At 53.8% G+C, this 18,864-nt stretch carries 17 protein-coding genes and 2 pseudogenes; 10 read left to right on the forward strand and 9 right to left on the reverse strand.

Annotated features, from left to right (window positions below; all coding sequences use genetic code 11):
• Positions 1-113 precede the first annotated feature (113 nt).
• Genes J2125_RS00710 through J2125_RS00720 form a run of 3 tightly spaced genes read right to left on the reverse strand, consistent with a single transcriptional unit; the run spans position 114 to position 3,439 of the window.
• The gene (locus J2125_RS00710) at positions 114-710 is read right to left on the reverse strand and encodes a Slp family lipoprotein (protein WP_017799813.1); all 597 of its coding nucleotides are present in this window, start codon (positions 708-710) and stop codon (positions 114-116) included.
• Between the two features lie 57 nt (positions 711-767).
• Positions 768-1,469: a tRNA (adenosine(37)-N6)-threonylcarbamoyltransferase complex dimerization subunit type 1 TsaB gene (gene tsaB / locus J2125_RS00715; RefSeq protein ID WP_017799812.1), complete on the reverse strand. Its 702-nt coding sequence runs from the start codon at positions 1,467-1,469 to the stop codon at positions 768-770.
• A 59-nt stretch (positions 1,470-1,528) separates the two neighbouring features.
• Positions 1,529-3,439: a DNA repair helicase YoaA gene (locus tag J2125_RS00720; RefSeq protein WP_017799811.1), complete on the reverse strand. Its 1,911-nt coding sequence runs from the start codon at positions 3,437-3,439 to the stop codon at positions 1,529-1,531.
• Positions 3,440-3,570: 131 nt separating this feature from the next.
• On the opposite strand from J2125_RS00720, the gene J2125_RS00725 reads away from it, so the two are divergent.
• Positions 3,571-3,915, forward strand: coding sequence for a RidA family protein (locus tag J2125_RS00725; RefSeq protein WP_017799810.1), 345 nt, complete (start codon positions 3,571-3,573; stop codon positions 3,913-3,915).
• A gap of 74 nt (positions 3,916-3,989) precedes the next feature.
• Here the strand turns inward: J2125_RS00725 and J2125_RS00730 are convergent.
• Positions 3,990-4,172, reverse strand: a pseudogene (locus tag J2125_RS00730) (YoaH family protein); the annotation flags it as partial.
• Positions 4,173-4,284: 112 nt separating this feature from the next.
• On the opposite strand from J2125_RS00730, the gene pabB reads away from it, so the two are divergent.
• The 4 genes from pabB (at position 4,285) to J2125_RS00750 (ending at position 9,669) form a co-directional block, all read left to right on the forward strand.
• Positions 4,285-5,655, forward strand: a complete 1,371-nt coding sequence (gene pabB / locus J2125_RS00735; RefSeq protein ID WP_017799808.1) for an aminodeoxychorismate synthase component 1 — start codon at positions 4,285-4,287, stop codon at positions 5,653-5,655.
• Positions 5,645-6,220, forward strand: a complete 576-nt coding sequence (locus J2125_RS00740; protein ID WP_017799807.1) for a CoA pyrophosphatase — start codon at positions 5,645-5,647, stop codon at positions 6,218-6,220. The genes pabB and J2125_RS00740 overlap by 11 nt, the downstream gene beginning before the upstream one ends.
• A 301-nt stretch (positions 6,221-6,521) precedes the next feature.
• Positions 6,522-7,886 carry an L-serine ammonia-lyase gene (sdaA, locus tag J2125_RS00745; RefSeq protein WP_026111525.1) on the forward strand — a complete coding sequence of 455 codons (1,365 nt, stop codon included), beginning with the start codon at positions 6,522-6,524 and terminating at the stop codon, positions 7,884-7,886.
• A gap of 220 nt (positions 7,887-8,106) precedes the next feature.
• Complete coding sequence (locus J2125_RS00750; protein ID WP_017799805.1) at positions 8,107-9,669, forward strand: EAL domain-containing protein; 1,563 nt, start codon at positions 8,107-8,109, stop codon at positions 9,667-9,669.
• A gap of 46 nt (positions 9,670-9,715) precedes the next feature.
• Here the strand turns inward: J2125_RS00750 and J2125_RS00755 are convergent, their stop codons facing one another.
• Positions 9,716-11,281 carry a TerC family protein gene (locus J2125_RS00755; protein ID WP_017799804.1) on the reverse strand — a complete coding sequence of 522 codons (1,566 nt, stop codon included), beginning with the start codon at positions 11,279-11,281 and terminating at the stop codon, positions 9,716-9,718.
• 529 nt (positions 11,282-11,810) lie between these two features.
• Between J2125_RS00755 and manX the strand changes: the two genes are divergently transcribed.
• The 5 genes from manX to mntP all read left to right on the forward strand — a co-directional run bounded on the left by manX (position 11,811) and on the right by mntP (position 15,941).
• Positions 11,811-12,776, forward strand: coding sequence for a PTS mannose transporter subunit IIAB (manX, locus tag J2125_RS00760; protein ID WP_017799803.1), 966 nt, complete (start codon positions 11,811-11,813; stop codon positions 12,774-12,776).
• Between the two features lie 86 nt (positions 12,777-12,862).
• Positions 12,863-13,660, forward strand: a complete 798-nt coding sequence (locus J2125_RS00765; RefSeq protein WP_017799802.1) for a PTS mannose/fructose/sorbose transporter subunit IIC — start codon at positions 12,863-12,865, stop codon at positions 13,658-13,660.
• 16 nt (positions 13,661-13,676) lie between these two features.
• A complete protein-coding gene (locus tag J2125_RS00770) occupies positions 13,677-14,552 on the forward strand; it encodes a PTS mannose transporter subunit IID (RefSeq protein WP_017799801.1) in 876 nt (291 codons plus the stop codon).
• Positions 14,553-14,651: 99 nt separating this feature from the next.
• Positions 14,652-15,110, forward strand: coding sequence for a DUF986 family protein (locus J2125_RS00775; protein WP_017799800.1), 459 nt, complete (start codon positions 14,652-14,654; stop codon positions 15,108-15,110).
• Between the two features lie 270 nt (positions 15,111-15,380).
• Complete coding sequence (gene mntP / locus J2125_RS00780) at positions 15,381-15,941, forward strand: manganese efflux pump MntP (RefSeq protein WP_017799799.1); 561 nt, start codon at positions 15,381-15,383, stop codon at positions 15,939-15,941.
• On the opposite strand, the gene rlmA is transcribed toward mntP, so the two are convergent.
• The 4 genes and pseudogenes from rlmA to J2125_RS00800 form a co-directional block, all read right to left on the reverse strand.
• Entirely contained in the window at positions 15,938-16,753 is an 816-nt protein-coding gene (gene rlmA / locus J2125_RS00785) for a 23S rRNA (guanine(745)-N(1))-methyltransferase (protein WP_017799798.1), read from the reverse strand. The genes mntP and rlmA overlap by 4 nt on opposite strands.
• A 196-nt stretch (positions 16,754-16,949) precedes the next feature.
• On the reverse strand, positions 16,950-17,159 hold the full coding sequence (cspE, locus tag J2125_RS00790; protein ID WP_001062678.1) for a transcription antiterminator/RNA stability regulator CspE: 210 nt from the start codon (positions 17,157-17,159) through the stop codon (positions 16,950-16,952).
• A gap of 12 nt (positions 17,160-17,171) precedes the next feature.
• A pseudogene (locus J2125_RS24865) lies at positions 17,172-17,316 on the reverse strand (DUF2627 domain-containing protein).
• A gap of 541 nt (positions 17,317-17,857) precedes the next feature.
• On the reverse strand, positions 17,858-18,862 hold the full coding sequence (locus J2125_RS00800; RefSeq protein WP_017799797.1) for an MBL fold metallo-hydrolase: 1,005 nt from the start codon (positions 18,860-18,862) through the stop codon (positions 17,858-17,860).
• Positions 18,863-18,864: the final 2 nt, after the last annotated feature.

An 18,864-nucleotide genomic window follows, 5' to 3' on the forward strand; every position in this document is an offset into this window, starting at 1 on the left:
GCCCATCACTAAATTTCTCATTCCTGAGAGAAAAAAAACAAAACGGCCCGGTCGCAGTATGTCGCGACCGGGCCGCAAAATGAATGAATACCGGGTGACTAGTTTACTACTGGTTACTCAGTGAGGATAGTCTGCACCTGACCGGGGCTGTTATTATACCAACCTCCCCACGGTCCTGGTCCCCAGTAACCGCCATGACGACCACGCGGTGGACCATACCAGATCCAGGGATCAATCGGCTGCGGCGGCATCACCACCTGCTGCGTCAAATGCCAGCGCTGATAACCGGTAACATTGACCACTACAAAATTATAAGCAGCCTGACCAATTTCCCCTTTTTCGGTACCTTTGATCGGTCCGATGACGGTGACCATCTGGTTATTCATATCGACCGGATCGATAAAGCCATTGATGTCAGCATAGATACGACCGACGGAAGCCGCGCCAAGAATCGGTCGCGCAGAGCTGTCCAGCGGTTGAGTGGCGATTTCAAGACGCGTTCGGCCGGTCAGATTAGTGACTTTCACCACCTTACCGCCAAAACGCGACTCCTGGCCGACATATAACTGCGGCGCATTCATCACGCGCAGTAAATCCTGTTGGGGGACGGGTGAGGTTCCTTTCACCGAATCGGGGATGGACACACAGCCGGAAAGGAAAACAGTTGCCAGCAGCAACAGGCTGGCCGGGCTAATAAAACGTTTACGCATAATTAACTCTCCCTGATACTGTTTTTTTAGACTGCCGTTCGGCTAATAAGTTGCCGTTTACTGACGTCCAGGCAATTTTTTCCATGTCACTTCATTGCGCAGATAGGTGGGTTCAGCATGCTCTACCGCCACGCTGTTACCTTTTGCCAGCGCCAGTGCGGCCAGCGGCAACATATCCTCAGCGGCGGGCAGTTCCACAGCAGTCGTCATTAAGTTTAGTCCACTTTGCGCCGCCAGCGCTGGCCACGCCTGCCAGCCAGTGCCGACGGTCGCCCATGTGCCATCCAGCAACGCCATTCGCGCCAGCGCCGCTTCTGGTTTCAGCACTGCTTCGCTGCTCTCGCCCAGCCAGTTGCCCAGCTCATCGCGCTGATACTCGGCCCAGTAGACTTCGCCCATGCGCGCATCAATCGCCGCCAGCACGCGGGTGGCGCCGGTCAGACGCCAGGCGCCCTGCGCCATAGTGGCCAGCGTTGAGACGCCAATTAGCGGTAACCCGGCGCCCAGCGCCAGACCCTGCGCAATACCGATGCCAATCCGCACGCCGGTAAAACTGCCGGGTCCGCGACCGTAGGCCAGCGCATCCAGCTGGGTTAATGCCAGCTGGTTTGCGGACAGCACCTGTTCAACCATCGGCAGAATACGCTGCGTATGTTCACGCGGACAGAGTTCAAAGCGGGCATCAATAGTGTCATTATTTAACAGCGCAACTGAACAGGCTTCAGTGGCCGTATCAATGGCTAAAATTCGCGTGGACATAGCAACCTCAGGCGGGATCAACATTTTTTCGGCGGCATCTTAGCACATGGCGGCGGGAATTACTGCGTCGATGCCGCAGTAAGAAATTCCACCGCGCGCTGCAGATCACGGGTACGCGGCGTCGGCGGCAGGCTGTTAAGAAACACCGCGCCGTAAGGTCGCATCACCAGACGGTTATCGCAAATCACCAGCACGCCGCGGTCGTCAACGTCACGAATCAGGCGACCCACGCCCTGCTTCAGCGTGATAACCGCATCCGGCAGCTGCACATCATCAAATGGCTCACCGCCGCGTAGCTTACAATCTTCCATCCGCGCTTTCAGCAGCGGATCATCCGGCGAGGTAAACGGCAGTTTATCAATAATCACCAGCGACAGCGCATCACCGCGCACGTCGACCCCTTCCCAGAAGCTGCTGGTGGCCACCAGCAGAGCATTACCGGCGGCGACAAACTGCTTCAGCAACTGACCTTTACTGGTTTCACCCTGCAACAATACCGGCAGCTTCAGCGAAGCGCGGAATTCGGCGGCGAGGTCGCGCATCATCTGATGCGAAGTGCAGAGAAAGAAGCAGCGGCCATTATTGGCTTCAATCAGCGGCAGCAGCATCCGCGCCAGCTGACGCGCGCCGCCGGGTTGATTCGGCGACGGCAGATTGCGCGGTACGCACAGCAGCGCCTGACTGGCAAAATCAAACGGACTGTTAAGGATCAGCGCTTCAGCGTTGCCGACGCCAAGGCGTTCAACAAAGTGATCCATCTTTTCGTTAACCGCCAGTGTGGCCGAGGTAAAGATCCACGCCGCCGGACGTTCATCCATCACTTCACGAAAACGTTCGGAAACCGATAGCGGCGTCAGCGCCAGCACAAAGTGGCGCGAGTTACACTCATACCAGTAGCTGAAACCCGGCTGGGAGATATCTTTCAGGCGCTTCAGACGGTTGCGATACAGCGCCGCGCGCTCAAAGGCTGCATCCAGTAACGCCGAACGGCCCAGCGACATCTTCGCCACGTCATAGCACAGCTCCAGCGCGTCATCGAGCAGCGTCAGGGCGCGCTGGATATGCGTATCGCTTAATACTTCCCGCAGATTGCCGCGATAACCCGGATCGCCCAGCGCCAGACGAAAATCCTGCGCACACTGTGCAAGGCGGTCCGCTGACTTCTGTAACTGCTGGGCATCACGCACTTCGGTGCGGTAAGCGATGGTGATATCTTTCGCCAGGTCAATTAACTGGCGGCTGGAGAGCTGCTGACCAAAATACTGGCTGGCGATATCGGGTACCTGATGAGCTTCATCGAAAATCATCACATCGGCTTCCGGGATCAGTTCAGCGAAGCCACTCTCTTTGACCACCATATCGGCGAGAAACAGATGATGGTTAACCACCACCACATCGGCGTCCATCGCGCGGCGACGCGCTTTGACGACAAAACAATCTTTATACAGCGGGCAGTCGCTGCCGAGGCAGTTATCGTTGGTGCTGGTAACCAGTGGCCAGATGGTGCTGTCTTCCGCCACGCCACCGCAGGTGCTGATATCGCCATCAACGGTTTCGTTGGACCAGCCGCGCAGATGCACCAGGTCACTCATCGCCTGCACCGCCAGTTCGCCACCGGCCATCGACTGCTGCTCGAGGCGTTCCAGACACAAATAGTTGGAACGCCCTTTCAGCAGCGCCATCTGACCTTTAAATTTCAGAGCGCGCGCCACGGTCGGCAAATCGCGGCTGTAGAGCTGATCCTGCAGCGCTTTGGAACCGGTAGAAATAATCACTTTCTTACCGCTGCGCAGCGCCGGCGCTAAGTAGGCGTAGGTTTTACCCGTGCCGGTACCTGCTTCCACCACCAGTTCGCTGCGGCGGCTAATCGCATCGGTTACCGCTTCCGCCATTTGCCGCTGTGCTTCGCGCGGTTTAAAACCCGGAATTTCCCGCGCCAGTGCGCCTTCTGCTGCAAAATCGTCTGCCACACACCCTCACTGCCTGAGTAAAAAACACTGTAATTATGTCAGTATTCTGCCACGCTCTCCACAACAGATGACAGCAGGATTATTTCTGTGTCAGGCTAATGGCCAGAATCGAACCGAGAAAGGAAAACGTGATGAGCATTACCCGTATTGATCCGGAGCACCGCATGTCTGAAGCAGTGATCCACAACCAGACGGTTTATTACACCAGTGTACCGGAGAATCTGGACGAAGATGCCGAAGCGCAAACCGCCAATGCGCTGGCGGTGATCGATCGTATCCTGCAACGTGTCGGATCCGACAAAAGTCGCATTCTGGATGCCACGCTGTTTCTGGTTAATCTGGAGGATTTCCCGGCGATGAACCGCGCGTGGGACGCATGGGTATCACCGGGTAATGCGCCGGTGCGTTGCACCGTGCAGGCGAATCTGATGAATCCGCAATATAAAGTTGAAATCAAAATTATCGCCGCACTCTGACCTGACGCGGCGCGTTACTCTTCGTATTCGTCGTCTTCTTCGTCGTCGTAACGCGCCGTATGGTTCTCTTCTTCTTCTTCTTCGTCTTCATCTTCAAAACGCGCGGTGATCATTTCACCGGTATGGCTTTCGCGGATTTCCTGTGCGACCTGCTGAATCGCCTCACCGCTGCTCATCCCTTTTGACATCAAATCCTGAATGCGCTCAACTGCCTGTTCCTGCTGCGCATGTGACAGTGACGGTAAACCTGTGCTCATAGTGACTCCTTACTCGGTAAGTGAAAATTATTTCACGACTAACTAACAGATGCCAGCAAGAGAAAAATATGCCAGGCTTGCATCTTTATGCTGTGATGACCTGCTAAACACCATGCCGCCTGTTTATACCCCGATAGAGTATACGCCTGACGCCCTGCATAATCTGTTTGCGCGCGCTGCCCATCTGCCCTGGGCAATGCTGCTCAGCTCCGGATTTGCCGAACATGCCGATAATCGTTTCGATATTATGGTCGCCGACCCGTGCGCCACGCTGCAAACCCACGGTGACCGTACACGCTGGCAACAAGGTGACGTTGTCACCGAATCCGTAGCCGATCCGCTTGCGCTGCTGCAACAGGCGCTGGAACAGTTAAATCTGCACGCCACGCAGCATCCGGACTTTCCTTTCCAGGGTGGAGCACTCGGGTTGTTTGGTTATGATCTGGGTCGACGCTTCGAAAAGTTGCCTGCAATCGCGCTGGCTGAGCTGAAAACCCCGGATATGGCGGTCGGGTTGTATGACTGGGCAGTGATTGCCGATCATCAGCGCCAGACGCTAACGCTGGTGACCCACCAGCCAGCCGAAACGCGTCTGAACTGGCTGATGACCTTGTCTGCTGATGCCCGGCCGGAAAGTTTTAGCCTCACCAGCCAGTGGCAGTCCAATATGACGCCAGAGCAGTATGGTGCGAAGTTCGACAGCATACAGCACTATCTGCAGGCAGGCGATTGTTATCAGGTCAACCTTGCCCAGCGTTTTAGCGCCAGCTATCGGGGCGACGAGTGGCAGGCTTTCACCCGGCTAAATCAGCAGAACCGCGCGCCGTTCAGCGCGTTTCTGCGTCTGGAGCAGAGCGCGATCCTCAGCCTGTCGCCGGAGCGTTTCCTGAAACTGCAACAGGGCGAGATTGAAACCCGGCCGATTAAAGGCACGTTACCGCGGCTGAAAGATGCCGTAGCCGATCGGCAGCAGGCTGAGAAGCTGGCCAGCTCGGCCAAAGATCGGGCGGAAAACCTGATGATTGTCGATCTGCTGCGTAATGATATTGGTCGTGTCGCACAGCCTGGCACCGTCAACGTGCCCGAGCTGTTTGTGGTCGAACCCTTCCCGGCGGTGCATCATCTGGTCAGCACCATTCGTGCGCGTTTAAAGTCGGGACTGGCCGCCAGCGATCTGCTGCGCGCCTGTTTTCCGGGGGGATCGATTACCGGCGCGCCAAAAGTACGGGCGATGGAAATTATTGAACAGCTGGAACCGCAGCGCCGTAACGCCTGGTGCGGCAGCATAGGCTATCTCAGCATCTGTGGCCGCATGGATACCAGCATTACCATTCGCACCCTGATTGCCGAACAGGGCAAACTGTTCTGCTGCGCCGGTGGCGGCATTGTCGCCGACAGCAATCAGCAGGCGGAGTATCAGGAAACTTTCGACAAGGTAAACCGCATTTTACCCTGCCTGCAGGATTTCAGTGATGACCGCTAATACGCTGACGCTGGCGCAATTCCTTGCCCGCTTTACGCTTCAGCTGCCCGAGCGCCGCTCTGTTACCCTGCCCACACGCCACGCGGCGGTGCTGGTGCCGATTATCGCCCGTCCGCAGCCAACACTGCTGTTGACCAAACGCGCCAGTTCGCTGCGCAAGCATGCCGGTCAGGTGGCCTTTCCCGGCGGCATGATGGACAGCAGCGATGATTCGCTGATTGTTACCGCCCTGCGTGAGGCTGAAGAAGAGGTGGCGATCCCGCCAGCGCTGGTCAGGGTGATCGGCGTGCTGCCTGCGGTAACCAGCAGTACCGGCTTTCAGGTTACGCCGGTAGTCGGCATTATCCCCGATACCATCACTTATCGCGCCAGCGAAGATGAAGTGGCGGCGGTATTTGAGATGCCACTACAGGAAGCCCTGCGCCTGGGCCGCTATACGCCACTGGATATTCATCGTCACGGCATGCACCATCGCGTCTGGCTATCCTGGTTTGAAGATTATTTTGTCTGGGGCATGACCGCAGGCATTATTCGCCAGCTAAGCCTGCAGATCGCCGCAGATTAGCGCCATCTTATCCTCACCGTCAAAGGCGCCTGATTATTGCGCCTGACATTATTTTTCACTGGTAACCAGCCAATTGGCGATCCAAATCACTGCATGACTGGCCATTTTCATTTATATTCCACTCACTATTAAAGTCAGTTATGCTATGCGCCCCGCTCTGGCGGCTGGCAATAGTTTTACTGTCGTTTTCGATAAGTTTTTTTCATGCGATATGCCTCTTAATTTACCGCATGATGAAGATATAACCCTCTGCTCACCCGAGACCAGCAGCAGAGCGTCTCTCTATTAAGGAGTCTGTAGCGTGATTAGCGTTTTCGACATGTTTAAGATCGGCATTGGCCCTTCCAGTTCGCATACGGTTGGTCCGATGAAAGCCGGCAAACAGTTTGTCGATGATCTGGTGGCAAATGGCCAGCTTGCTGCGGTGACCCGCGTTGCCGTGGATGTCTATGGCTCGCTGTCGCTGACCGGCAAAGGCCACCATACCGATATCGCCATTATTATGGGGCTGTCAGGCGCCACGCCGGACAGCGTCGACATCGACAGCATCCCGGGATTTATTCGCGACGTTGAGCAGCGTCAGCGTCTGCTGCTGGCCAGTGGACAGCATGAAGTCGATTTCCCGCGCGAAGGCGGCATGGTGTTTCGCAGCGATAATCTGTCGCTGCATGAAAACGGCATGCGTATCCATGCTTTCGCCGGTGAGCTGCTGATCTACAGCAAAACTTACTACTCCATCGGCGGCGGTTTTATTGTCGATGAAGAACATTTTGGTCAGTCAACGCTGACTGAAGTCAGCGTGCCTTATCCGTTTAACTCCGCCAAAGAGATGCTGGCCCACTGCCATCAGACCGGTCTGTCGCTCTCCGGCATGATTATGAAAAACGAACGGGCGCTGCACAGTCATCAGGAGATCGAGAACTACTTTGGTGATATCTGGCAGGCAATGCGTGACTGTATCGATCGCGGCCTGAACACCGAAGGGGTATTGCCCGGTCCGTTGCGCGTGCCGCGCCGCGCTGCATCGCTGCGCCGCCTGCTGGTCTCTTCCGATAAGCTCTCCAGCGATCCGCTGAACGTGATTGACTGGATCAATATGTTTGCGCTGGCAGTCAATGAAGAGAACGCCGCCGGTGGCCGGGTGGTGACCGCCCCGACTAACGGCGCCTGCGGCATTGTTCCGGCGGTGCTGGCCTACTACGATCACTTTATCGAACCCGTCAGCCCGGATATTTTTATCCGCTATTTCCTCGCCTCCGGCGCGATTGGCGTGCTGTATAAGATGAATGCGTCGATTTCCGGTGCGGAAGTCGGTTGCCAGGGTGAAGTGGGTGTCGCCTGTTCGATGGCGGCGGCAGGTCTGGCTGAACTCCTTGGCGCCAGCCCGGAGCAGGTGTGCGTGGCGGCAGAGATTGGCATGGAACATAATCTTGGTCTGACCTGCGATCCGGTTGCCGGGCAGGTGCAGGTGCCCTGTATCGAACGTAACGCCATTGCCGCGGTGAAAGCGATTAACTCCGCGCGCATGGCGATGCGCCGCACCAGCGAGCCGCGCGTCTCCCTGGATAAAGTGATCGAAACCATGTACGAAACCGGCAAAGATATGAACGCCAAATATCGTGAAACGTCACGCGGTGGTCTGGCCATTAAAGTGCAGTGTGATTAATTTTTCAGCCGTACAGTACCACGCAAAAAAATAGTTCCTGAGCGGACTATCACCCGTCTGAGTAAACCGATACAGTGGTTTCGCGCGGCCTGATTTGAGGCCGCGCTTTCATATCCTGATTCCGGCGCTTTTTGTCTATTAGTACTAAACTAAGTCTTCTTTTTGTCGATAACTGGTATTCGAAATCTCATTTTGCGCGCTTTTTTAAGGATGGTTACTGATGCAAGTGTCCCAGCAAATTGTTGGACAGTTTCGTCGCAAGCGGTTGTTAATCGCTTCGATCGTCGCCGCGTTAGTGCTCATTCTTACCCTTACCTTTCGTTTCTTCGAAGAGAAAGGTCGTATTGAGCAGCAGTCGCATGACTTTGCTAACAACGCTATACAACGTTTTGACCGCATGTTTTCGCCACTGGATGTGTCAGCCAACAATACGCTGGCGCTGGTTGGTTTAGAGTGTCGCGATGTGCGCTATCCGCTGGTGGAAAAAGTCTCCACCCTGCAGACCGTACGCGCAGTGTTGCTGGTCGATAATGATCTGGTCTACTGCTCAAGCATTTATGGCGAGCGCGCCATTGTTTTTAGTGACAAATGGCCGGAACTGGCGGTCAATAATCAGCGTATGCTGCTGACAACCGATGATTATCTGTTAAAAGGCTCGCCAATATTAGTACTGTGGACGCCCAAATCACTGGATAACCGCGCCGGGATCCTGCAGGTCATCAATATCGAACTGATGAGCAATTATCTGCTGGAGCCAACCCTGCCATGGGTTGAACGCGCCATCTTTAATGTCGGCGGCAAAAGCCTCGAATATGGCAATCCGATGATTGAACACGCGCTGCCTTCGGAAGATGAAGTCAGCTATGAAGAGTCATCGCTGCGCTATCCGTTCTCGATTACTCTGTTTGGCCCAGCACCTGCCCGCCTGGCGCTGATGACCGTCCCTTCTCAGCTGCCGCTGGCGCTGTTGCTGAGCCTGCTGATGGGGTATATCGTCTGGCTGGCCACCGCAAACCGCATGAGTATTGCCTGGCAGATTAGCTACGGCTTATCGGCGCAGGAGTTTATGGTCTACTGTCAGCCGCTGATTAATGGCCGTACCGGCGCCTGTGACGGCATTGAGTTGCTGCTGCGCTGGCACAACCCGCGTCAGGGCTGGATCCCACCGGATGTGTTTATTCCGATGGCCGAGCGGCAGAATCTGGTCGCACCGCTGACGCGTTTCGTACTTAATGAAGTGGTCAGGCACCTGCCGGTACTGCCGGACTGTCCGACTTTCCATATTGCGATTAACGTTGCCGCCAGCCACTTCCGCGATCGGGCGATTATCGACGATCTGCAACGCCTGTGGTGGCCCGCCAATCCGCGACCGCAACTGGTAGTGGAGTTAACCGAACGGGATGCCCTGCCGGTAGTGGATCAGCGAGTGGTATCCCATCTGCATAAGATTGGCGTAAAACTGGCGATTGATGATTTCGGTACCGGCCACAGTTCACTGGCCTATCTGAAAACCCTCAGTCCTGATGTGCTGAAAATCGATAAGATCTTTACCGCCGCCATTGGCACCGATGCGATAAATGCAACGGTGACGGATATGGTGATCTCTCTCGCCCAGCGCCTGAATATCGCGCTGGTGGCGGAAGGCGTGGAGACCGCCGAACAGGCGGCTTATCTGCGTGAACGCGGCGTCGATACTTTGCAAGGCTACTTCTACGCCCGTCCGATGCCAATCGCCGATTTCCCGGCATGGCTGAATGCCCATCAGCCGGGAATGAATGCATAAAAAAGGGCGGCATATCGCTGCCGCCCTTGTCATTGCCCGCAATAAATCAGGCCTCTTCTTCATCCATCTGATTACGCTCTTTGGTCACACGCACCAGATCAACGCGGTAATCTGTCGCTTCAATAATCTGGAAGCGCAGTGGCAACAGCTCAATCACTTCACCTGGTACCGGCAACTGCCCTTTCTGCGCAATCAGCAATCCGGCCAGTGAAGCATGGTCATCCTCGGCTTTGACCAGCTGCTGGGTATCAAGCAGTTGCTGCAGCGAGTGCAGATCGGTGCCGCCTTTAACCAGCCAGCCATCACCATCGGCAATAATATCCGGGGTTTCATCTTCATCAGGGAATTCACCGGCAATCGCTTCCAGCACATCCAGCGGGGTAATCAGCCCCTGCACCACCCCAAACTCGCTGGTGACCACCACAAAGCTGCCCTTGGCGCGGCGCAATACCCCCAGCAGATTAATCGGGTCCAGCGTATCAGGCACAATAATCGGCGGTGTCGCTGCGGCGAAAGTCGCCACATCGATGCCATGATCCAGCGCCACCAGCAGCTCTTTGGCGCGCACCACGCCGATAATCTCATCCAGCTCACCGCGACAAACCGGGAACAGGCTGTGCGGCGTATCCAGCAGCTGGATGCGCACTTCATCCAGTGGGCGTTCAGCATCGACCCACGAGATCTCGCCACGCGGCGTCATGATGCTGCGCACCGAACGCGATGCCAGCGTCAGTACGCCATTAATCATAAAGCGCTCTTCATCTTTAAAGGCTTCCTGCGGCATCACCGACGCCACTTCACTGCTGTGTTCACTGCTGGTCTGCTGCGAGCCGCGGCGTCCCCCCATCAGACGTAAGATCGCTTCTGCGGTACGTTCACGCATCGGACGATGGGACTGATGGCGAATAAAGTTGCGCCGGGCAATCTGGTTAAACAGCTCGATCAGAATCGAGAAGCCAATCGCCGCATACAGGTAACCTTTCGGAATATGGAAGCCAAAACCTTCAGCCACCAGACTCAGACCGATCATTAACAGGAAGCTCAGACAGAGCACCACCACCGTCGGATGGGCGTTAACAAAGTTGGTCAGCGGTTTTGACGCCAGCAACATGACGCCCATGGCAATCACTACCGCGGTCATCATAATCGCCAGATCGTTCACCATCCCGACGGCAGTGATTACCGCATCAAGTGAGAACACGGCATCCAGCACCACAATCTGGATCACTACCGCCCAGAAACTGGCGTAGGCACGATTGCCATCGGTTTCAAGCTGGCGATTTTCCAGCCGTTCATGCAACTCCATGGTCGCCTTAAACAGCAAAAACACCCCGCCAAACAGCAAAATCAGGTCGCGACCAGAGAAACTGAAATCAGCTACGCTGAACAGTGGTCGCGTCAGCGTCACCATCCAGGAAATCAATGACAGCAGTCCCAGACGCATTAATAACGCCAGCGATAAACCAATCAGGCGCGCTTTGTCACGCTGCTTTGGCGGCAGTTTATCGGCGAGGATGGCGATAAACACCAGGTTATCGATACCCAATACGATCTCAAGAACGATAAGCGTCAGCAGACCGGCCCAAATTGAGGGGTCCAGAAGAAATTCCATTACAGACTCCGGAAAAAGGAACAGGACAACGCCACGACCGTGTTAGCGGACGCGCGACAAGGATAACGACAGGCAATAGTGCGTGATACGCCGAACGGCGTCAGTAAACAAGCCGGATGACCCGGTGGCATGGATAAACTACTTCGGTGACAGTCCATAGGGGGGCTGAGGCCCGTTACTCCGGTAACAAAAAAGGAACTATTACTCTACCAGCAGAAACATTGTCGTCAAAATATTTTCTTACAGTTAACTCTGGTCGTGAGTATCTGATGCGGTTTTCGTGAGCAGAAAGGTAAATCAGCAGGTTATAGGTCTCAATTACTGAGCGTCGTCACATAATTTATTTTTTCACAGACTAAAATAATTCGCGGCATGACAGCTTTAGATCCTGACACTGCACGAAATCTTATCGGACCCGCGCAGCGTTTAATTTGGGTAAGTTCATTTGAGTTGAGTTTAGCTGAAATGACCTCGTTGGCGCATCAGTGCACTCGCCTGACACGCTCAATATTGTAAAAGGAGGTAGCAAGTGAGTATTGCTATTGTAATCGGCACGCATGGCTGGGCAGCGGAGCAGCTTCTTAAGACCGCCGAAATGCTATTAGGTGAGCAGCAAAACGTCGGATGGATCGATTTCGTTCCCGGCGAGAACGCTGAAACCTTAATAGAGAAATACAATGCGCGCCTGACGGAACTGGATACCGGTGAGGGCGTGCTCTTCCTCGTTGATACCTGGGGTGGAAGCCCATTTAACGCCGCCAGCCGTATTGTGGTTGATAAACAAAACTATGAAGTGATTGCTGGCGTTAATATTCCGATGCTGGTCGAAACGCTAATGGCACGCGACGATAACCCGTCATTTGACGAACTGGTGTCGGTGGCGGTGGAAACCGGTCGTGAAGGGGTGAAAGCGCTGAAGGCGAAGGAGCCGGAAGCGGCAACTGTTACTGCGACAAAACCAGCGGCAGCGGCGGCGCCGTTGAAACCGATGGGGCCGGACGACCATATGAAGATTGGTCTGGCGCGTATTGATGACCGTCTGATCCATGGCCAGGTAGCCACCCGCTGGACCAAGGAAACCAATGTTAATCGTATTATTGTTGTCAGTGATGAGGTCGCTGCTGACAACGTACGTAAAACATTACTCACCCAGGTGGCCCCACCCGGCGTGACCGCACATGTGGTCGATGTCGCCAAAATGATTCGTGTCTATAACAATCCGAAATATAGTCAGGATAAGGTGATGCTGTTATTCACCAACCCGACCGATGTCGAGCGTGTTGTGGCTGAAGGGGTCAATATTAAATCCGTAAATATCGGTGGCATGGCATTCCGTCAGGGGAAAACCCAGGTCAATAATGCCGTTTCCGTTGATGAAAAAGATATTGCAGCTTTTAAAAAACTCAATGAGCGCGGTATTGAACTCGAAGTCAGAAAAGTGTCATCCGACCAGAAGCTGAAAATGATGGACCTGATAGCCAAAGTAAATCAATAAGTTGCTATGTCCGCAGGACATAAACTCATTCATTGCCTGATGCGTCAGGTTTAACTCAGATTGCAAATGTCAGAAGGAGTTGTGCAATGGAGATTACCACTCTTCAAATTGTACTGATATTTATAGTGGCCTGTATTGCAGGTATGGGATCGATTCTTGATGAGTTTCAGTTTCACCGTCCGCTGGTGGCCTGTACGTTAATCGGTTTTGTGCTGGGAGATATGAAAACCGGGATTATCATCGGTGGTACGCTGGAGATGATCGCGCTGGGCTGGATGAATATCGGCGCCGCCGTGGCGCCAGACGCCGCCCTCGCCTCCATTATCTCCACCATCCTGGTCATTGCCGGTGGACAGAGCGTTGGCGCCGGTATTGCGCTGGCTATCCCGCTGGCCGCCGCCGGTCAGGTGCTGACCATTATTGTGCGTACCCTTACCGTCGCCTTCCAGCACGCTGCCGATAAGGCCGCCGAGAAAGGCAATTTAAGCGCCATCAGCTGGATTCACGTTTCGGCGTTAATTCTGCAGGCGATGCGTATCGCTATCCCGGCAGTGATTGTCGCGGTTTCCGTCGGTACCAGCGCAGTGCACAATCTGCTCAGCTCGATTCCGGAAGTGGTTACCAATGGTCTGAATATCGCTGGCGGCATGATTGTGGTGGTCGGTTACGCGATGGTCATCAATATGATGCGTGCCGGTTATCTGATGCCATTTTTCTACCTTGGCTTCGTTACCGCAGCATTTACGAACTTTAACCTGGTTGCGCTTGGCGTGATTGGCGTGGTGATGGCGGTGCTCTATATCCAGCTGAGTCCGAAATATAACCGCGTAGCGGGCGCGCAGGCCGGCCCGTCCAATAACGATCTCGACAACGAATTAGACTAAGGAAAAGGTGAGAGAAATGGTTGATACCACTACCACTACGACGACCACTGCCGCCAGTGCGACCACGCAAAAGAAACTGACGCCGGCCGACATTCGCGGGGTGTTCCTGCGCTCAAACCTGTTCCAGGGTTCGTGGAACTTTGAACGTATGCAGGCGCTGGGTTTCTGTTTTTCCATGGTGCCAGTGATCCGTCGCCTGTATCCGGAAAATAACGACGATCGCAAAGCGGCGATTAAACGTCACCTTGAGTTCTTTAATACTCAGCCTTTTGTCGCCGCACCGGTTCTGGGTGTGACGATGGCGATGGAAGAGCAGCGTGCGAACGGCGCGCCGATCGATGATGCCGCGATTAACGGTATCAAAGTCGGTCTGATGGGCCCGCTGGCCGGTGTCGGTGACCCCATCTTCTGGGGTACGGCGCGTCCGGTATTTGCGGCACTCGGCGCCGGTATCGCGATGAGCGGCAGCCTGCTCGGTCCGATACTGTTCTTTGTGCTGTTTAATCTGATTCGTCTGCTGACCCGTTACTATGGCGTGGCATATGGCTATAAAAAAGGCATCGATATCGTTAGCGATATGGGCGGCGGCTTCCTGCAGAAACTGACGGAAGGAGCGTCCATCCTCGGCCTGTTTGTCATGGGGGCACTGGTTAACAAGTGGACGCACGTCAATATTCCGCTGGTGGTGTCGCGCATCACCGACCAGACCGGGGCGACCCACGTCACCACGGTGCAGACCATACTTGACCAGCTGATGCCGGGACTGGTGCCGCTGCTACTGACCTTTGGCTGTATGTGGCTGCTGCGCCGCAAAGTGAATGCGCTGTGGATTATTATGGGCTTCTTCGCCATTGGTATCTTCGGCTACTGGATTGGTTTACTCGGACTGTAATTTGTCAGACCGGGAGCGCAGGCTCCCGGTTTTACTTCAGAGTCGCCTCTTCAGCGTTTATCCTGAGCGCTGACGAAACGACTTTCAGGGAGCTGTAGTATGTCTTTAACCGATTATCTGATCCTCGCCCTTCTCGCCCTGTTCCTGCTATATGCAATCTACGATGAATTCCTGATGGAACGTCGGCGCGGGGAAACCCGGCTAAAAGTACTGCTGCAACGCCGTAACAAACTGGATAGCCTGATCTTTATCGGCCTGATTGCCATTCTGATTTACCACAATGTCACCGCTCCAGGGCCGAAAATCACCACACTGCTTTTAATGGCACTGGCTTTTATTGCCCTCTATACCTTCTGGATCCGCCGCCCCAAATTGATCTTCAAACCACAGGGCTTTTTCTTCGCTAACGTCTGGATTGATTATTCGCGCATCAAGGGCATGAACTTATCTGAAGATGGGGTTCTGGTGATGCAATTAGAGCACCGCCAGTTACTTATCCATGTAAAAGAATTAGACGATCTGGAACGAATCTATAAATTTATGATTGAAAATCAATAAGATAAAATATAGCACAGGGTATATTAAACACAGACTCTATACATCCACTTATTGTCAGGATATTATTTTCCAACAAAACCATAATAACATTATGCTTAATATTTTCCGGTTGTTAAAAATCACATAATTAATGAAAAGCGTTATCATCCAAGGCCAGAAATAACGTATTTAATTTTGTCTTACTTTCCTGTTGTGATAATGTAGCCTGCGTCATTCAGGTTGGGGTGGCGAGAAATTTAATAAATCTCCCGGCCGAGGTTTACGACTTCGATGAACATTTCCGCAACGCTGATTCTGGCCTTAGGTATGTCGATGGACGCTTTTGCCGCGTCTGTCGGGAAAGGCGCTGCCCTGCATAAACCACGCTTTTCTGAAGCCCTGCGCACCGGATTAATCTTTGGCGTTATCGAAGCCATTACCCCACTAATCGGCTGGGGCTTAGGTCAGCTGGCCAGTCAGTATGTGGTGCGCTGGGATCACTGGATCGCCTTTGTGCTGCTGGCGTTTCTCGGCGGCCGTATGGTGCTGGAAGGATTGCGCGGCGCGAAACTCGATTGCGCACCGGTTTATCGTCATGGATTCTGGTTGCTGGTAATGACCGCCGTCGCCACCAGCCTTGATGCCATGGCGATTGGCGTCAGTCTGGCTTTCCTGCAGGTGAATATTATTCAGACCGCGCTGATGATTGGCGCCGCGACCTTAGTGATGTCAACCACCGGGATTATGGTTGGCCGCTTTATTGGCCCGATGCTCGGTAAACGCGCGGAAATCCTCGGCGGTGTAGTGCTGATCGGCATCGGCTGCAATATTCTCTATTCCAGCCTGGCTTAATCCCGCTGCCATAATGTCAGCACAAAATCGGTTTCACAGACAAAAGCCGTCTCTGCCGCCAGTTGCTGCCATACCTCGTCACGCGCCCGCCAGGCGAATGGCGTCATCTGCAACAGCGCGGCCGCCTGCTCGCCATTTAAGGTCATCGGATAACCGAGGCTGCTCTGCTCCACCCGCGTAAAACCTTCCGGCTGCTCTTCGCTCTCATCATGCAGTTTTGCCTGCTGATAAATCAGCGCCTTAAATTGCAGTAAATGGCGTGGCCCCGGCGCGACGGTGAGCAGATAGCCACCCTGGCGGATTACGCGCGCCAGCTCAGCGGCTTTGCACGGAGCGTAGATACGCAACACCGCATCCATCGACGCATCGGCGAATGGCAAACGATGGCTGGATGCCACGCAGAATGCAATTTGCGGGTAGCGTTTAGCGGCATAGCGGATAGCCACCTTCGCTACGTCGAGACCGTGCACTTGCGTCTCCGCGCGCCGCGACAGGCGCTGATTAACGGCCTCAGTATAGTAGCCCTCGCCACACCCGATATCCAGCAGCCGGATGCGCTGCTGCGGCAGCACGTTATCCAGCAATTCAGCCACCCGCTGTTGCAGTGGCTGATAATGTCCGGCATCAAGAAACTGACGGCGCGCCTGCATCATCTCAGCGCTGTCACCCGGCTGTTTAGAGCGTTTATGCTGTACCGGCAGCAGATTGACGTAACCCTCTTTGGCGCAATCAAACTGATGCTGATTGTTGCAGCGCCAGCTGCGCTCGATAAGGGCCAGCGGCTGCTGACAAAGTGGACAAAGGTACGGCATGCAGGCTCTCCGGCAAAAATTCAGGGCGGCAGTTTACACCTTTCATGCGCGTGACGCGTCAGGAATCCATCAACAATTTTGTCTTACGCCGCCGCCGCGAACAAAGAAAAAGCCCCGTCACAGCGTGACGGGGCTTTAACTATTCAGATTCAGCGGCGTTATGTATCGCGACATAACGCTGTGGCTGAGATCAAAATCAGATTGCAGTTACGTTAACTGCAGCTGGGCCTTTCTGGCCGTCCTGAATTTCGAACTCAACGTTCTGGCCTTCAGCCAGAGTCTTGAAGCCATTGCCCTGAATTGCAGAGAAGTGTACGAACACATCTTTGCTGCCATCAGCAGGAGTAATGAAACCAAAACCTTTAGACTCGTTGAACCACTTAACCTGACCTTTAATCTTTGCCATTTTGCAAATTCCTTAGAGTGTTTTATTCGCCCGGAGGCTTACTTACTGAGAAACCAGAGACATTACTGAATGAGGCACTAATTTAAGGTTCGGCAAGGAAGCGGTATTCAACGTCAACGTTTTTACTCAGAACTTCTTTACTGAAAATGCCACACATAAACAGAACTGTACCTCGTTTTGCCCAGAAAGCGTTATCACATATCCGTTAATTAATGGCAAGCCATTTTTAAACAGTGATAGACGTGTCGCACATTATTGAAACGACTAATGGCACACTTTGCACATATATGCAGACTTTCGGCTAACGGTTACATACAACTATGGCAGCACAGGCCCATTCAGCATCCCTCTAACATCAGGATTACTTTAACCTAAAGAACAGGCTACGTCTAACCCGACGTCAGGCTAACTCATTACTAATCAGCATAATTATTGCATAAATATTGCAAAAGAAAGGTCATTTTTTTGACTGAGCGCAATACAACTATTGTTAAATGGTTGTGGTGCTAACTTGTACACTAAATGCGGGGTGGTACACATTAATCATTAAATTGCACCAAAATCAGGAGACTATATTGGCCCTTGCCCCAATTAAATGCAGGGGCATCAGATTACGTTTTTATTCGATCCATTTGAACTTATCGTTATAAAAAAATATTCTTTGCGAACCGTATCAGTTTTTATCTTTTCCTTTAGGATTATTCCTGGTCGATATTATTAATTAACTTTCTGGCGCCTATTCTCCACGCCTGAAAACGCCGCGCTTCAAGCCCGGCCGCCTGCATTGATTGCGCCAGTTCCGCTGGCGGCGCGTCCAGCGACTCATCCGCCAGTTCAAACACCCCCCAGTGGATCGGAATCGACAGCGGACAGCCCAAATCGCGATGCAAAGAAACCGCCTGTTGTGGGTCCATGTGTTGTCCGTGCATGAACCATTTTGGTGCATAGGCGCCCACCGGCAACGCGGCTACATTAAACGGCCCCAGCCGTCGCGGAATATCCAGCAAATTTTCTGTATAACCGCTGTCGCCGGTAAACCAAAAACTCAGATTTCCCGCACTAATTGTCCAGCCACACCAAAGTGAACGGTTACGATCTTTTAACGAACGCATGCTCCAGTGGCGGGCAGGCACCGCATGGATTTTCATATCCGTCAGCGATGCGGCTTCCCACCAGTCAAGCTGAATCACATGTCTGGCGCCCTGCTTTTCGAACCACGGCTTCAGGCCAAGCGGCACCACAAACTGCACCGCCGGGAAACGACGGAGAATCTTCCTGATAGTCGGGCGATCAAGATGGTCATAGTGGTTATGTGAGATCAGCACTGTATCCAGCGCGGGTAAAGCATTGATATCCAGAGGTGCTGGCGTCTTACGCGCCGGGCCATAAAAACGCAGCGGCGACGCACGTTGTGACAGCGCCGGATCGATTAACGTATAGCGCTGATTGATGCGCAGCATCAGACAGGCATGACCCAGCCACCAGATAGCATCCTCACTGCCGGAGAGATCGGCAGGCTGCCACCATTGCGCAATAAACGCCTGATAGCCACCTGCTGGCGGAAACGGCAATCCCTGCGCTTTACGCTCCTTCTGCCAGCGTCTTAAATCACCCTGCTGGCGTAAATCGGCTTCCGGGTTGCGGAAGCCTTCTGGCGTGTGGTGGGCTTTCGCAGGGTCATACCAGGGGTTTTTCCAGACCATCG

This window comes from Winslowiella toletana (assembly GCF_017875465.1).
Classification (GTDB): Bacteria; Pseudomonadota; Gammaproteobacteria; order Enterobacterales; family Enterobacteriaceae; genus Erwinia; species Erwinia toletana.

What these genes read in the sequence shown, in the direction of transcription:
- J2125_RS00710 (WP_017799813.1), bottom strand. Translation starts at nt 710, where the DNA reads ATGCGTAAACGTTTTATTAGCCCGGCCAGCCTGTTGCTGCTGGCAACT.
- tsaB (WP_017799812.1), bottom strand. Translation starts at nt 1,469, where the DNA reads ATGTCCACGCGAATTTTAGCCATTGATACGGCCACTGAAGCCTGTTCA.
- J2125_RS00725 (WP_017799810.1), top strand. Translation starts at nt 3,571, where the DNA reads ATGAGCATTACCCGTATTGATCCGGAGCACCGCATGTCTGAAGCAGTG.
- pabB (WP_017799808.1), top strand. Translation starts at nt 4,285, where the DNA reads ATGCCGCCTGTTTATACCCCGATAGAGTATACGCCTGACGCCCTGCAT.
- J2125_RS00740 (WP_017799807.1), top strand. Translation starts at nt 5,645, where the DNA reads ATGACCGCTAATACGCTGACGCTGGCGCAATTCCTTGCCCGCTTTACG.
- J2125_RS00750 (WP_017799805.1), top strand. Translation starts at nt 8,107, where the DNA reads ATGCAAGTGTCCCAGCAAATTGTTGGACAGTTTCGTCGCAAGCGGTTG.
- J2125_RS00755 (WP_017799804.1), bottom strand. Translation starts at nt 11,281, where the DNA reads ATGGAATTTCTTCTGGACCCCTCAATTTGGGCCGGTCTGCTGACGCTT.
- J2125_RS00765 (WP_017799802.1), top strand. Translation starts at nt 12,863, where the DNA reads ATGGAGATTACCACTCTTCAAATTGTACTGATATTTATAGTGGCCTGT.
- J2125_RS00770 (WP_017799801.1), top strand. Translation starts at nt 13,677, where the DNA reads ATGGTTGATACCACTACCACTACGACGACCACTGCCGCCAGTGCGACC.
- J2125_RS00775 (WP_017799800.1), top strand. Translation starts at nt 14,652, where the DNA reads ATGTCTTTAACCGATTATCTGATCCTCGCCCTTCTCGCCCTGTTCCTG.
- mntP (WP_017799799.1), top strand. Translation starts at nt 15,381, where the DNA reads ATGAACATTTCCGCAACGCTGATTCTGGCCTTAGGTATGTCGATGGAC.
- rlmA (WP_017799798.1), bottom strand. Translation starts at nt 16,753, where the DNA reads ATGCCGTACCTTTGTCCACTTTGTCAGCAGCCGCTGGCCCTTATCGAG.
- cspE (WP_001062678.1), bottom strand. Translation starts at nt 17,159, where the DNA reads ATGGCAAAGATTAAAGGTCAGGTTAAGTGGTTCAACGAGTCTAAAGGT.
- J2125_RS00800 (WP_017799797.1), bottom strand. Translation starts at nt 18,862, where the DNA reads ATGGTCTGGAAAAACCCCTGGTATGACCCTGCGAAAGCCCACCACACG.